Annotated in this window: 8 protein-coding genes; 5 read left to right on the top strand and 3 right to left on the bottom strand. The window is 71.0% G+C overall.

What is annotated here, in order from left to right; translation table 11 throughout:
- Positions 1–3 precede the first annotated feature (3 nt).
- The 5 genes from GA0074692_RS05290 to GA0074692_RS05270 all read left to right on the top strand — a co-directional run bounded on the left by GA0074692_RS05290 (position 4) and on the right by GA0074692_RS05270 (position 8,887).
- Entirely contained in the window at positions 4–1,344 is a 1,341-nt protein-coding gene (locus GA0074692_RS05290) for a ComEC/Rec2 family competence protein (RefSeq protein ID WP_091639944.1), read from the top strand.
- Positions 1,341–2,081, top strand: a complete 741-nt coding sequence (locus GA0074692_RS05285; protein WP_091639942.1) for a hypothetical protein — start codon at positions 1,341–1,343, stop codon at positions 2,079–2,081. The genes GA0074692_RS05290 and GA0074692_RS05285 overlap by 4 nt, the downstream gene beginning before the upstream one ends.
- Positions 2,078–5,797, top strand: coding sequence for a DUF6603 domain-containing protein (locus GA0074692_RS05280; protein WP_141725169.1), 3,720 nt, complete (start codon positions 2,078–2,080; stop codon positions 5,795–5,797). The genes GA0074692_RS05285 and GA0074692_RS05280 overlap by 4 nt, the downstream gene beginning before the upstream one ends.
- On the top strand, positions 5,790–7,622 hold the full coding sequence (locus GA0074692_RS34560) for a hypothetical protein (protein WP_176738310.1): 1,833 nt from the start codon (positions 5,790–5,792) through the stop codon (positions 7,620–7,622). The genes GA0074692_RS05280 and GA0074692_RS34560 overlap by 8 nt, the downstream gene beginning before the upstream one ends.
- Before the next feature lie 329 nt (positions 7,623–7,951).
- Complete coding sequence (locus GA0074692_RS05270) at positions 7,952–8,887, top strand: helix-turn-helix domain-containing protein (protein WP_218106552.1); 936 nt, start codon at positions 7,952–7,954, stop codon at positions 8,885–8,887.
- Between the two features lie 70 nt (positions 8,888–8,957).
- Here the strand turns inward: GA0074692_RS05270 and GA0074692_RS05265 are convergent, their stop codons facing one another.
- The 3 genes from GA0074692_RS05265 to GA0074692_RS05250 form a co-directional block, all read right to left on the bottom strand.
- A complete protein-coding gene (locus GA0074692_RS05265) occupies positions 8,958–12,710 on the bottom strand; it encodes a S8 family peptidase (RefSeq protein ID WP_091639930.1) in 3,753 nt (1,250 codons plus the stop codon).
- 774 nt (positions 12,711–13,484) lie between these two features.
- Entirely contained in the window at positions 13,485–13,751 is a 267-nt protein-coding gene (locus GA0074692_RS05255) for a YrhB domain-containing protein (protein WP_091639928.1), read from the bottom strand.
- Between the two features lie 180 nt (positions 13,752–13,931).
- Entirely contained in the window at positions 13,932–14,537 is a 606-nt protein-coding gene (locus GA0074692_RS05250; protein ID WP_245730169.1) for a hypothetical protein, read from the bottom strand.
- Positions 14,538–14,738: the final 201 nt, after the last annotated feature.

The following is a 14,738-nucleotide window of genomic DNA, read 5'->3' as shown; positions in this document are numbered from 1 at the left end:
AGCATGACCAGCCCGAACCCTCCGACGCGCAAGCGGAAGACGGCCGACTACGACCTCGGCCTGAGAGACGGGGAGACGATTCTCCACAAGAGCCGCAAGGAGTCCAAAAAAAAGCGGATCAAGCTGCAGGAGGAGCACGAGGCAAGGCTCCGGAGGGAGGCCGCAGCCCTGTCCAAGCTCTGGGAGGACGAGGTCAGCAAGCGGCCCCCGGCCGCCCCCGGCAACCGGGGGGACCGGAAGTTCTACGCCCGCATGATCAAGGTGGGGCAGGGGGACTGCATCGTGCTGAGCACCCCGGGTGGGCGGATGATCCTCATCGACTGCGGCTCCACCTCGAAGGAGATGGACGACTCCGAGGCCGATGTCTACACCAAGCGGGTGCGGGACTGCCTGGAGGATCCGAAGTTCCTGGGCCCGGCGCAGACCACCACCGTCTTCGGCACGACCCCGAGGGCCCAGCTCATCGACATCCTGATCTTCACCCACTCCGACGAGGACCACTACAACCAGCTCGCCACGGTGCTCGCCGACAAGCCTTACAAGATCCAGGTCGGCCGGGTCTACCACAGCGGGAACTTCGCCGACTACGGCACCGCCAATACCTGGGTGCGTCAGCACATCGTGAACGAGAACCTGATCCGCAAGGTGGTCCACAACGCGGTCGACCCCGACAAGAAACTGAACAAGGGTGAGGTGGCCGGGGAGACGACCCTGGAGGGGATCGCCCTACCGGCGGCGATGACCGCCACCGACATCGACTGCCTCGACGCCCAGGGCGGCATCCGGATCGTGGCCGAGACTGACCCGGCCTGCACGGTGACCATCCTGGCCTCCGGGGTCGTGAACAATTACAAGAAAGACGGAGACCCGGGCAAGAACCGGGGCAGCGTGGTGCTCCTGGTGGAGGTCTTCGGCAAGAAGCTGCTGCTCTGCGGGGACTCGACCCGCAGCACCGAGCACCACCTCATGCGCCGGGGGATGTACGCCGCCCAGAACCGGACCCGGCTGAAGAACGTCGACGTCGTCCACATCGCCCACCACGGCAGCAACCGCACCTCTTCCTCCCTGGAGTTCGTGAACCTGGTGGACCCGAAGGAGAAAGCCCTGATCAGCGCCGGGAAGGAGGGCGTGACCAGTCACCACCTGCCCTCCCGGACCGTGGTGGAGCGCTACGTCAAACGGTTCATCGACAGCGGCCGGGAGAAGACTCCGCCCCACTCCGGATGGGCCTGGGACTCCGAGAACTGGAATCCCCCGATGTCCCTCCAGTTCCCCTTCAAGGCCCCGGTCTACATCACCGGGTCCCACGGTGACCTCGACATCACCTGGGAGAAGAAGTCATGACCCCCGAGGCCCTGGAGACCCTGCTGGCCGGGGTGCCCTCCGGCCGGCTCGACCTGCCGGTCTCCGCCCTGGACCCCCCGACCGCCGCCTACCTGGGCCGGTTCCTGCCCACCGGCCGGCTGCTGCTGACCGGCTGTGAACGCGCCGAGGCCCCCGGCCCGGTCACCATCGAGGGCACCGGCTCCGGAGCACCCTTCGACCGGGCCGACGTGACCCTCCGGTTCACCCTGACCGGCGACACCGTCAGCCGGGTGGAGGTGATCGTGCGGCCGGCCGCCGACTGGTCCCTGGCCGACACGTTCCCGCCCCTGCGCGGGACCCTGCTGGGCACTCTCCGATTCAGCGGGGCCGTCCTGCGCCTGGACACCGACCTGATCGCGGAGAGCGGGGAGCCCCCCGTCCCGACCGCCACCTGGATGGCCTTCGAGGGGAACCTGCTGATCCGGCCCGGGATGGAGCTGGTCGGGCTGCTCTTCCCCGGGGAGAGCCACCCCCTCTCCGGGGAGATCACCATGGTCTCCCTCGCCCCACCCGGGATCACACCGGCCGCCCCCCTGGTGCCGAGCGTGGCCCTGTACGGCCCTGCCGACGCCGGCCTCGACCTGGGGCTGTTCACCCTCACCAACCTGCGGTACGGGCTGTTCGGCCTGCCCGACCTGAACTACCACACCCTCGACCACCGGGTCCGGGGGCGCTGGTCCTCGCGGCGGGCATCCCGGTGTCGGCGGGCAGCATGACCGGGGTCACCGAGGACCACGAGATCACCATCGACGCTCGCCTCGCCTCCTGGAGCGAGGACCTGGTCCTCACCGCCGACTTCAGCAAGCTGGGCCCGTTGACCCTGACCGACATCGCCGGCCTGGTCGGGCTGGAGACCCTGTCGGTGCCCTTCGGCATCGACCCGGGGGCCGGGATCACCCTGGGGGCGGTCACCCTCGCGGTGAACCCCACCGCCGCGAACCCGGTCGAGTACCTGACCATGACCCTGTACACCGAGGCGGATTGGGAGGTGATCCCCGGGCTGTTCACCCTCCAGCAGATCGACCTGACCGTCCGGGTGGTCGCTCCCGGCCCGTCCGCCCAGGTGTCGGTCCTGGTCGGCGGCCTGTTCGGGATCGGTCGGGACGGCACCCTGGAGCTGGTCGCCGACTCCGCCACCCGGCAGATCGGCGGCGGGCTGCGCGTCGGCGACCCGCCCCTGCGCATCCGGGAGGTCTACCAGCACTTCACCGGCCTCGAGCCCGACCACGTCCCGGATCTGACGGTCACCCGGTTCCAGGCCGGGGCCGTGGTGCCCTCGGCCACCGTGCCCGCCTCCTTCGACGGCGAGATCGTCATCGACGGCGCCTGGCAGATCACCGAGGAGGTCACGCTCACCCAGGTCGGCTTCGACCTGCTGCACGACTCCACCGGCACCACCTTCCACGCCCGGGCGGGGCTGCTGCTGGGCGGGCTCGGGGTGACGGTCCAGGCCGCCTACGACCCGGCCCCCGACCGGCGTTGGGAGTTCGCCGGGGAGACCGGCCCCGACCAGCAGATCCCCATCGGGCACCTCTTCGCCGACCTGGCCGACCGCTTCGGCGGGCTGGCCCTGCCGGCCCCCCTTGCCGAGTCCACCGTGGACAATCTGGCCGCCGAGATCTCCACCGGGGCCCGACGCCTCTTCCTCACCGGACGGACCCGGTTCCCGGTCGACGGCACCGAGGTGGCCCTCACCCTGGCCGTGGACACCGCCCGACGCTCCGTCGCCGGGACCCTGGACCTGGCCGTACCGGTCCAAGGCGGAACCTTCCACCCCACCCTGGAGCTGCACTTCGCCCAGGACCCCACCGCCCACCGGCTCGCCGCCTCCTACCGGCACCTGCCCGCCGACCCGGTGCCCGACCTGAAATCCCTGGTGGGGGCCATCTCCCCCACCGCCGCCGCGCACGTGCCCGAGGGAATCCGGCTGGACCTGCGTCAGGCCCTGTTCGCCCTCACCGGCAACGGCACCCGCACCGGGTACCTCTTCGGGGTGGAGGTCGCCGCCACCCTGGACCTGGGGCGGCTCCCGGTGGTCGGGGACCACCTGCGGGGCACCAAAATGGGGGTGGACCCCCTGCGGCTGCTCGCCGCCACCACCGCCCTGCCCGCGGCCGAGGCCACCGCCCTGGCCGCCCTGCTCCCGCAGGGAACCGACATGCCCAGCGGGGGCCTCGCCGCCGGGTTCACCGTGGACGCCACCCTGGTGCTCGGGCCCTTCACCCAGGCCCTGGCGGTACCGGTCGGCGGCCCGCCGGGGGTGACCCCGGCACCGGCCAGCGGCGGCCCCGCGCCGGTACGGACCGGCGACGACGCCACCTGGCTCACCGTCCAGCGTTCCTTCGGGCCCCTGCACATCTCCCGGGTCGGCCTGGCCTTCCGGCAGTCCCCCGGCCGGGAGGCCCGGGTCGCCCTGCTGCTGGACGCCTCGGTCACCGTGGCCGGGCTGACCCTCTCCCTGAGCGGCCTCGCCATCGAGGTCTCCACCACCGACCCCCTCTCGATGCCCACCTTCGACCTGGCCGGGATCGGGCTGGCCTACGACACCGTCCCGCTGCGCATCGACGGGGCGCTGCGCAAGGACACCATCGAGTACGAGGGGGCCAGCTACACCGCGTACAGCGGGGGGCTGAGCGTCCGGACCCCGTCCTTCTCCGTCGGGGCCCTCGGCGCCTACGTCCAGCTCCCCGCCGGACCCTCCCTGTTCGCCTACGCCTACCTCAACGGCCTGCACGCCGGTCCGCCCGCCCTGTCGCTACGGGGGCTGGCGGGCGGGTTCGGGTACAACCGGCGGTTCGTGGCCCCCGCCATCGACCAGGTGGCGACCTTCCCCCTGGTAGCCGACGCGGTCACCGGGCCGCCCCCGGGCACCACCCTCGCCGACGAGTTGCGGATCCTCGCCGACTACCTGCCGCCCTCGGTCGGGGACTACTTCCTCGCCGTGGGGCTGCGGGTCAACTCCTTCGAGATGGTGGACGCCTTCCTGCTGGTCGCCGCCGCCCTCGGGCACCGGTTCGAGCTGGACGTGCTGGGGCTGGCCACGGTGGTGCTGCCGGCACCGGACGCGGGGGCGGGGCCGGTCAAACCGGTCGCCCAGATCCAGCTCGCCATCAAGGCCACCCTGGTCCCCGAGGACGGGTACCTGGCGGTGGAGGCCCAGCTCACCCGGGCCTCGTACCTGCTCTCCCCGGACTGCCACCTGACCGGGGGGTTCGCCTTCGCCACCTGGTTCACCGGGGAGCACGCCGGGGACTTCGCCCTCACCGCCGGGGGCTACCACCCCCAGTTCCCGGTACCCGCCCACTACCCGACGGTGCCCCGGCTCGGCTTCGCCTGGCAGATCACGGAGCAGTTCAGCATCGCCGGGGCCGGGTACTTCGCGCTGACCCCCACCATGCTGATGGCCGGGGGCCGGGTCACCGCCCTGTGGCAGGACGATTCCCTGCGGGCCGGGTTCGACGCCTCGATGGACTTCCTGATCTCCTGGCAGCCGTACCACTACGAGGCGTCCCTGCAGGTCAGCATCGGGGTGTCGTACACCTTCAGCTTCTTCGGCACCCACACCCTCAACGTGCAGGTCGGCGCCGACGTCCAGTTGTGGGGCCCGGACTTCGGCGGTGCCGCCGCCATCGACCTGGACATCGTCACGGTGCGCATCTCCTTCGGCGCGAACGGTGGGGCGAAGCCGGCGCCGGTGAGCTGGGACCGGTTCCGGGACACCCTGCTGCCGCCCCGGGACCGGATTCTCGACCTGTCGGTACGGGCCGAGACCCACCGCACCGCCCCCGGGGCCGCCCCCGAGGAGCTGGGGATCGTCGACCCGGCCACCCTGGTCGTGTCGACCAACAGCGCCATCCCGGCCAGCGGGGCGGTCCGGGGCACCCCGGAACGGGAGGTGGCCCTGCCCACCGGCGGGGGCCGGACCGCGTTCGGGATCGGCCCGGCCGACCTGGCCCCCGGCGCCGTCACCGCCGTCCACCGGATCGTGGTCACCCACGAGGGGATGCCGGTCGAGGACCGGTTCGACTTCACCCCGGTCCGTCAGGGGCTGCCCTTCGCCCTGTGGGGTGGCCGGCTCACTCCCCAGGTCACCGACCCGGCCCTGATGGAGGACCTGGTCACCGGGTACGAGCTGCGCCCCCGGCCGCCCGCCCCGGCGCGTGCGGTCTGGGTGGACCGGTCCGCCCTCCAGGCCGACACTCCCCTGTACACCCGGGAGGTGCTCACCCTGGCCCCGCCGCCCCGACGGCCGGTCGTACCGGACGGGCCGGCGGCGCGGGCGACCACGATCCGGACGGCGATGGCCGACCCAGGGGTCGCCGCCGCCCGCAGCGCGGTCGCCGCCGCCCTGCTTCCCTCGGCGGTAGTCGACCCCGCCGGCTTCGACACCACCCAGTTCCACGCGATCCCCCAGGTGGCAGCGCATGTCTGAGTCCCAGGTGACCTTCCGCCACGAGCACCGCCCGGTGCTGGCCGCCGGTAACTACCAGGTCACCCTCTCCCAGCGGGTGAGTCTGGAACCGGTGGACTTCACCACGACCCGTCGGTTCACCGTCGCCGGGGACCGGTTCGGCCTGGCCCCCTCCCTCATCCGGTCGGTCTTCCCGCCCGAGGGGAGTGTCGGGGACCACGCCACCGTGCTGCCGCACATCGTGCTGGAGCGGGCCACCCTGCCCTGGGAACGCAGCCCGGGGGGAGGCGGCCCGCAGACCCCGCCCTGGCTGGCCCTGCTGCTCTTCACCGAGCAGGAGGCGCCCCCCGTCTCGACGGTGCCCCTGGGGCGGCTGGGGGCGGGCCCCTGGCTGCCGCCGGCCGCCGTCGCTGCCGAGTCCCACGAGTCGGCCGAGGAGCCGGTCACCGTCATCGACGTCCCGGCCGCGCTCCTCGCCGACCTGCTGCCCGGCTACGCCGATCTGCCCCTGCTGGCCCACGTCCGGGCCGAGGGGGACGACCCGGCCGACGCGGCGGTGGTGGTCGGCACCCGGCTGCCGCCGGCCGGGATGACCAGCGTGGTGCACCTGGTCTCCCTGGAGCACCGGTTCACCCCGGCCGCCGACGGGTCGTGGGCACTCGATCGGGGACCCGCCCCGGTCGGGGACACCGTCCGGCTGGTCAGCCTGACGAGTTGGCGGTTCGCCTCGGTGAGCGCCGACCACACCTTCGCCACCCTGGTCCGGGACCTCGCCGAGGAGGGGGCCACCCTCCGGCTTCCCCCCAGCGGGCAGCCCGCCGCTGACCGGTACCTCGATCAGGGGTTCGTGCCAGCCCGGCACCGGCTCCGGCAGGGCGGGAGCAGCATCGGCTGGTACCGGGGGCCCCTGGTGCCCGGTCCGACGGATGCGGGGCCGGTGGCCCCGGTACGGTCCGGGGACGCTCTGCTGCGTTTCGATGCGGAGCTGGGCATGTTCGACCTGGGGTACGCCGCCGCCTGGCAGCTCGGCCGGCTGCTGGCCCTGGGCAGTGGGGACACCGCCACCGGCCTGTACGGGTGGCGTCGCCGCCGGGACCAGCAGGCCGCCCGGGACCAGCGCGCCGCCCGCAACCTCGACGCCGGATACCCCCTGGCGGTGGCCCCGATCGACGACTCCCTCCCGGCGGGGGTAACGGACTGGCTGACCGGGCTGACCCGGCTCGAGGGGGTGCCCTTCGGCTACCTGGTGCCGGACGAGGGGCTGCTGCCGGCCGAGTCGATCCGGTTCCTCGGGGTGGACCAGGGCTGGGTCCGACACCTGGTCGACGGGGCGGTCAGCGTGGGTCGGCTGGGCCCCGCCGACGAGGCCCGAGACGCCGCCGCTCCCCTGCCGTTGGAGTTCCCCACCCTCACCGGGGCCCTGATCCGGTCCCAGGTGGTGTCGGGCTACCCGGGGCTGCTCGTCGACGGGTACGCCGACCGGGCCGGCACCGGACACCTGACCCCCTGGGTGACCCGCCGGCTGAGCCCGGAGGTGCTGCTCTGCCTCTTCGAGGGGGAACTGGCCCGGCTGGACCTGCACCAGCCCCCGGAGGCCCAGCACCTGGCGGTGGAGCCGCACTCCCCCGGCAGCTTCGGCAGGACCCTGCGGGCCCCGGGAGGCTCGGAGCGGGTCCCCGACCCGGTCGGGCCCCTGCCCCTGGGGCCCCGGGGCACGGTTTCCCCGACTAGGTTGGCCGCCGCGATCGCGGGGTCCCTGGGGGTGCCGGCGGCCGAGGTGGACTCGGGGGATCTGGCCCTCCAGCTCACCGAAACCGCCGAACGGGTCACCTTCCTGCGCCCCTGACCCGGTGACCGGGGCCCCGCCGCGGGGGCGGGGCGGTGTCCCCGCAGCGGGGCCCCGACCAGGGAACACCACGCTCTCCCGCCATTGCCTCCGGCCCTCGCCGCCCGGCATGGTGGTGTCCTGTCGATCATCTTCCGGCTGTGACGGGTTCAGGCGGCGACCGGCGGCGTTGTCGATTCGTCCGGAAACCACACCAGTATCCGGACGAGCTTCGCCTCGTCGGACCGCCGTCTGGACTCCGCCGCACAGCGGCGCGATCGACCGGACACGGCCTGGTCGTCGCAGGGCAGCGCCGTAACGACGGTGGGATTGGGTGACGAATGCACGGGGTGGGTATCAGCGAGCAGGACGAGTCGGTCTACGTCGAGCTGCTGCGGCGACGTCGGGCGACCGTCGCCGAAATGGCGGAGGTGCTCGGGCTGCCGGCGCCGGCTGCGGAATCCGTGATGGCGCGGCTGGTCGCGCTCGGGCTGGTGACTCGCGACGGCAACCTGCACACGGTCGTACCGCCGGACGTCGGGCTCGGCACCCTGATCGTGCAACGGCAGACCGCACTGCAACGGGTCCAGGGCAGGCTGACCCAACTGATGGAGGTGTACCAGACGGGGGCGGCCGCCGCGGTGAGTGAGGTGGAGGCGCTCACCACCCCCGAACAGCTCGCGACCTGGATCGACAACATGGAGCGGGGCGCCCGGCGGGAGGTGTTGGCGTTCTTCCGGCCGCCGTACGTGCTGGACGGCGAGCTCGACGTCTCGGTCGAGGTGCCCAGCTACCGCTATGTGTACGAACGTGCCGCCCTCGACGACCCACGGACCCCGGACGAGATCGGCAGGTTCCTCAAGCATGGCTACGAGATCAGGATCGCCGCCGACCTGCCCAGCAAGATGATCATCATGGACCGGGCGTCGGTGTTGTTGCCGATGCTGCCCGACCAGACCAGCATCCACCCCGGGTTCCTCCTGGTCCGGGGGCAGGCGCTGGTACACCTGCTGGTGGCGCTCTTCGAGCGGGTCTGGCAGACCGCCACGCCGCTGCGGCTCACCGCCACAGGTGTCACCGAGGGAATACCGGCGTGGGACGACGTCGACATCGCGCTGCTGACGTATCTGCTCTCGGGCATGCCGGACAAGACGGTGGCCAGTCGGCTCGGGACCAGCGAACGTACCGTGCAACGCCGGATCCAACGGTTGATGAAACTGGCCGGGACCGACAGCCGGATGCAACTGGCCTGGTACGCCGCCCAGTCGGGACTGATCCCGTCCTGATGGTCAGCGAAGGCGGGATCGCCCCCGTCCACGATGTGGACGGGGGCGATCCCTGCGGTGCGCGCGGGAGTTATCGCAGCCGGTAGGCACGGGTCACGATCTGCTCGACGGAGTTGCCGTCGGCGTCGGTGGCCTGCACCTTCAGGGTCACGAAACCGTTGTTGCCGCGTAGTGCGGGGTTCTTGATGGCCCCCGTCGCACCGGTGGCACCGTTGGCGGTGACCGCCATCTGTTGCCAGGTGGCACCGTCGTCGGACGACAGCCACAGCTTCGTGTCGGCGATCCGCAGCGGGTGCATACCCTTCGGGTAGCGGAAGCCGAGCTGGATGCCGACCGTCGACTCTGCCGGCACGCTGTTGTCCAGGTCGACGTTCAGGTCGTAGTCGATCGAGATCACCGGCAGCCGAACTGCCTCGTCGCCATCGCCGTCGTACGCGGAGTGGAACGTCCAGGCGGTGTTGACCCTGGTGGAGGTCGTCCACGTCGGCTGGTTCCGCTGCACGTCCGTCACCACCCGGTACTGGGCCCGCTCCGGCGTCATGGGGAAGGCCGCCTGCGCGGACGCCACCGAACCCAGCAACTGGCCGTCGCGATACACGGTGGTCATTTCCTTGTCGGCGCCGTGGCGGTACGCGTACAACTGGCCGGTCGCCCCGTCGAGAAGTCCGGTCGGCAACACGACGCCAACCTCGCGATTGCGGGCAGCACCGTCGGGATGATTGGCCGTGATCGCGGACCGGACCACCGCCTTGTTCCAGCTCCGGGTCACCCGCTGGCCGGGCTCCAGCACGTGTGGGGCCGTCTGCTGGAAGGCGGGCAGCCCTTCCCATACCGGGCTCGTCGACACGAGTTCGAGCGTCGGCAGGCCGGCGGTGACGTACTCCGTGACGGACCGGGGCATGGTCATCCGGGCGAAGGTCGTGACCAGGAAGGTCTGCTGCGGCCCGATGAGGAACCGCCCGTACCCGCCTTCGGTGTCGGGCGCCGAGGCGTGGAAGGACGCCTCGACGGTGGCCAGTTCCCCGGCCCCGACCTGGTAGCTCTGGTCGGGCAGGATGCCCTGCTGGTGCTTGAGCACCTCGTAGGTGTACGGGCTGGCCGCGATTCCCTTGAGCTGGATCATGGCGGTGTCGCGGGCGGCCAGGTCGGCCAGCCGGGCGCCCTGCTCGCTGCCGAGCGTCAGGGCCGGGATCGCGGTCGGTGTCCTCCCGTAGAGGCTGACGCCCCAGCTGTCGGGCGCGTCGTGGTAGATGATGATCGCGCTCGCGCCGGCTGCCGCCGCGTTGTTGATCTGCGCCCCGGTGGTGAGGGCGTCGCTGCGCCGTACCAGAGCCAGCTTGCCCTTGGCCGCCTTGCCCGCGTAGTCCTGTGGCCGCCCGCTGCCGGCGTTCACGACGCGCAGCACGTGCGTGCCGTCGAGACGCGCCGAGCCGACCCAGCCGTTGACGTACTCCGGTGTGATCGGGAAGGCACCGGGACTGACGATCTGCGCCGCCAGCTCTGGCGCGGTCAGCGACCAGTTCAGCCGGTGCAGAAGGTTCTCCTTCTTGAGCTGCGACGGGATGGCGTGCATCCGCGTGTAGCCGGCCATGCCGTCCTGCAGCGAGTAGTTGAGCGACCGGTCGCCCTTCAGCAGCGTCAGCCCCATGGTGACCCGCCTGGTCTCGCTCGGCTTGGGCGTCCCGACGGTGATCAGGCTGGCCTGGCGTCCGTCGAAGGTGAGGGTCTGGTCAGCGTCGAGGTGGATACCCGACGCCGCGCCGTAGACGTAGTCCCGGACCTGCGAGTAGTCAGGGGTGAAGCGGTACGTCCCCGACGCGAAGGCGTACTCACCGCGGGGCAGCCGCAGGTCCACGGTGCCCTCGGCACCGAGGATGTAGTGCATGTCGGCGGGCCGGGCCCTGTTCTGGTCGAAGACCCACACGATGCTGTAGGTCGAGGCCGGCGCCTTGCCGTCCACGTCGATCAGCTTGACGCTGATGTCGAAGCGCTCGACGTCCTTGACGAAGGCGACCGCCGTGCTCACGACCGTTCCGCCGTCCGCGGAGGCGGCCGTGACGTGGGCGCCGTACGCCCCGGACGCCACGGTGCCGGGGTCGAGCGTCACGTTCACGACGGCGGAGCCACGGGCCGGCACGGTCACCGTGTCGGCGCCCAGCGCCAGCGACCGGGCCGGCAGGTCGCCGCCGGCGGCCTTCACCGTCAGCGCCAGGGTGACCGCCTGGTCGCCGTCGTTGACGTAGGTGATCGGCTTGACGACCTGGCCGGTCGAGTCCCACTCCTGGCTGCCGAAGTCGACCACGCCGGACCCGGACACCGACTGCCGCACCGCGCGGCTCACGTCGGTCCGGCCGGCTCCCTGGGAATACACGGACGTCCCGGGCGTGGTCTTCGCCGTGCTGACGAGATGGCTCTTCAGCCGCTCCGGGGTCCAGTCCGGGTGTTCCTGGGCCAGAATCGCGGCGGCACCGGCCACGTGCGGCGTCGCCATGGAGGTGCCGCTGGCGGAGGTGTAGTAGTCGTCCACCGGCGTGCCCATGGTGGTGCCGGACGCTCGGGCGGCGACGATCTGCGAGCCCGGCGCGGTGATCTCCGGCTTGAGGCGTCCGTCGGTCAACGGGCCACGGCTGGAGAAGTAGGTGATCGCGTCGGCGTCGTCCACCGCGCCGACGGTCAGGGCCGCCGCAGCGATGCCGGGCGAGCCGACGGTCGTCGTGCCCGGCCCGGAGTTGCCGGCGGCGATGGTGAACAGGGCGCCGGTCTCGGCCGTCAGCCGGTTCACCGCCTCGGCCATCGGGTCGGAGTCGCCCTGCGCCGGGCCGCCGAGGCTCATCGAGACGACCTTCGCGCCCGAGTGGGCCGCCCACTCCATCCCGGCGATGATCTCCGACTCACCACCGCTGCCCTCGTTCGACAGCACCTTGCCCACCAGGAGTTTGGCACCGGGCGCGACGCCCCGGTGCTTGCCGCCGGACCCGGCGCCCGTGCCGGCGATCGTGGCGGCGACGTGGGTGCCGTGCCCGTGCCCGTCCTCGACGGTCTGGCCCGGGATGAAGCTCTGTGCGTCGACGATCTGTCCGACCAGGTCCGGGTGGTTCGCATCCACTCCGGTGTCCAGGACGGCGACCTTCACGCCCGTGCCGTCGTACCCGGCAGACCAGGCGTCGGGGGTGCCGATCTGCGGCACACTCACGTCGAGCGCGGCGTGCACCTTGCCGTCCAGCCAGATGTGCTCGACGCCGCCCGAGAGCTTCGCCTTGGGGCCGCGGCCCTTGGCCGTGTCGTCGTCGACGGCCTCCCAGAACGTGGCGGCCTGCTTCTTGTCAGCAGCGACGGCGGCGCCCCGCACACTGCGCAGGTTCCGCGTCACGCGGCTGCCGGCCGGGGTGGTGGGCGCCGCGGCCTTGGCGGCCGTCTGCTTGGGGTATCGCACGATCAGGGGGATCGTCGAGCTGTGCGCGTCGTCGTAACCCTGCGCGATCAGGCCGGTGATGTTGAACAGCCGCTGGTCCACCTGGCCGGACGCGATGAACGGTGCCACCGCCATCGGCACGACGTACACGTCGCTGCCGACCGAGTAGGTGCGGAAGATGCTGTCCGGGCTGTGCGGGGTCACGGTGACCGCCGGCTTGCCACTCAGGTTGGTCAGCGTGACCACGTCGCCGGTGACGAGGGTGACCCGCGTGGCGGTCGCTGACGACGCCGGTACCGCGGTGACCCCGGCCACGGACGCCGGTGGCTTGCCGTACGCGCTCGTGCCGCCGGTCGCGACGAGCGTGGCGGCGAGCGCGGCACCGACCCACGTCGATTTTTTCCATTGCATGAGCTGGCCCTCCTTCTGCCGGTACCAGGGCTCGCACCGGTGGGCACAGCTTCGTCAAGCACGAGGTCGGCGCGCTACGGCTGCACATGGCGGACACCAGACATGTCAGGTCGTCGCCACCGCGTGACGGGCAGCCGGCAGGGACCGACCGGACTCGCCTGGGTATGCCGAACAGCGCGCCGAGTCCCTCGGGTACGTGGTGGTGGCAGGGTGGCAGCCGTCGACGGCCTCCACACGGACGCCCACTGGTCGGCGCGGATCGCGGGCCGGGACCGCCGCCAGGTGCACCGCCTGGTGCGGGTGGATGTCGCACATCTGCCGGGCCGCGGCGGGCAGGGGCGAATACCTACTGCGGCACGGCAGCGGTCCATTCCGCAACCGCTGCCCCGGAGCGGGCGCCGGTCAGCGCCGCTGCGACCGCGACGGCGATAACTCCGGGCAGCGAGTGGACGACAACCTGGGGGGGGTCCCGCCGGTCCGGCACTGCCGTCAACGCGGTGGCCAGGCCCGGTCGGCGTCGCACCAGCAACGGCCCGTCAAGGCGGCATGCACGGCCAACACCTCAATCAGCCGTGATGATCCCAACGGGCGTGGTCCTCTTTGATCTTCCCAGACTCGACACCTGGATGATCGTCGAAGGAAAACGCCCGTCTCTATACCGCCATGATCCGGAGTGCCCGCGCTCAACCGCCCACAGCGGCCATATCGCTACCTTGCCGGAGCCCCGACCCAAATCTTGCTGAGATCACTTCAATTGAGGCCGAAAACGAACTACTACAGATCGCGAAGTTGTTCCTCCACCGGAGTGGCGGAGCTTGCCAAGAACAGCGCATCCCCGTTCTTCGGAACCACGATGGGGCCGTTACCGGCAAGCGAAGCCACGAAGTCCATTTCCAGCAAAAAGCGGCGAGTATTATAGCCGAAAACCCAGGAGTTGGCATACTCCGAGCATGAGGCGATTACAATCTCGAGCGGGTGCTGTCCGCGCATATTCGCGTCCAAGTAGCGCTGCGCCGCCTCATATGCGTCTTGAAAGATCATCCTCAGTTAGCCCTCACAAAACCGTATAAATAGCACCCACTCCAGCTAGCACCCTCGCCGGTCTGAAAGTCGGGAAAGTTGACGCGCCCACGCCGCACAATCGCGTTCCAGACGCCGCCGACACTGATCGGTTTTTGCCGATCAGTTGACTCGGTCACATCATCTCAGGGCTACGGGTCTTCACCGGCCCTCGCCGGTCTCGTCGTCGGGCCGGTCGCGGATGCGCTGCTGCTCGGTCAACCACTGCGCGACCGCCCGCTTGCCCGCCCGATAGTTGAGGTAGTCCTGCGCGTCGACCTTGCCACCACTGTGCTTGTCCAGAATGGCGACCACTTGCTCGGGCGGAACAGTGAAGCTCTCCAGCGGCAGCAGGCCGTACGCCCGCCGGCCCTCGTGTCCGAGGCCGAAGCGCCTCCTGATCCGCACACCGGGCGCCACCCGAACCTCCAAAATCGGATTGCCCCAGTCGGTGCCCCTCTTCGCCGCCGTCAACATCTCCACCGAACTCCACGGCAGCCGCGTCGTGGCACCACGCGCCCGAACAGTCATCCCCGCCTCGTCGACGACGATGTAGAACGACCAGAAGAGGGCAGCCAAGGCCCCGACGGCACCGAGAAACAGGGCCCCGCTGGCGTACATGAACGGCCCCGTGTTGCTGAAAACAGAGGTCGGATCCGCCGCAAAATGCCGGGCCGCGCCCCAACCACCAGCACCAATAACAGCCGGAAACAGGTATCTCCCGAGCATCTTCGCCGTGTTCCGCCGCAGCCGCACCCCTTCGTCCATCAGACCATCATGCACCCCGCGGCCCATCCGACCGAAGACCCTCCACACCCGGGTATCTCCTCGACCGGCGTCCAGCACGACCGCCAGATCCACCGCCACCACACGCGCTTTTGACGCAGGCTACGAAACTGGACCGACGCCGGAGTTCGGCAACACGCTCCCGCCCTGACCGCAGGCAACGCCACGACGTCCCCCAACTAC

Source organism: Micromonospora pallida (assembly GCF_900090325.1).
Lineage (GTDB): Bacteria > Actinomycetota > Actinomycetes > Mycobacteriales > Micromonosporaceae > Micromonospora > Micromonospora pallida.
Note: the sequence above shows the minus strand (reverse complement) of the source record. Positions and strands in the feature narration are given on the sequence as shown.

Coding starts and splice junctions, on each gene's coding strand:
- GA0074692_RS05255 (WP_091639928.1), bottom strand. CDS start 13,751: ATGATCTTTCAAGACGCATATGAGGCGGCGCAGCGCTACTTGGACGCG.
- GA0074692_RS05285 (WP_091639942.1), top strand. CDS start 1,341: ATGACCCCCGAGGCCCTGGAGACCCTGCTGGCCGGGGTGCCCTCCGGC.
- GA0074692_RS05280 (WP_141725169.1), top strand. CDS start 2,078: ATGACCGGGGTCACCGAGGACCACGAGATCACCATCGACGCTCGCCTC.
- GA0074692_RS34560 (WP_176738310.1), top strand. CDS start 5,790: ATGTCTGAGTCCCAGGTGACCTTCCGCCACGAGCACCGCCCGGTGCTG.
- GA0074692_RS05265 (WP_091639930.1), bottom strand. CDS start 12,710: ATGCAATGGAAAAAATCGACGTGGGTCGGTGCCGCGCTCGCCGCCACG.
- GA0074692_RS05250 (WP_245730169.1), bottom strand. CDS start 14,537: ATGGACGAAGGGGTGCGGCTGCGGCGGAACACGGCGAAGATGCTCGGG.
- GA0074692_RS05290 (WP_091639944.1), top strand. CDS start 4: ATGACCAGCCCGAACCCTCCGACGCGCAAGCGGAAGACGGCCGACTAC.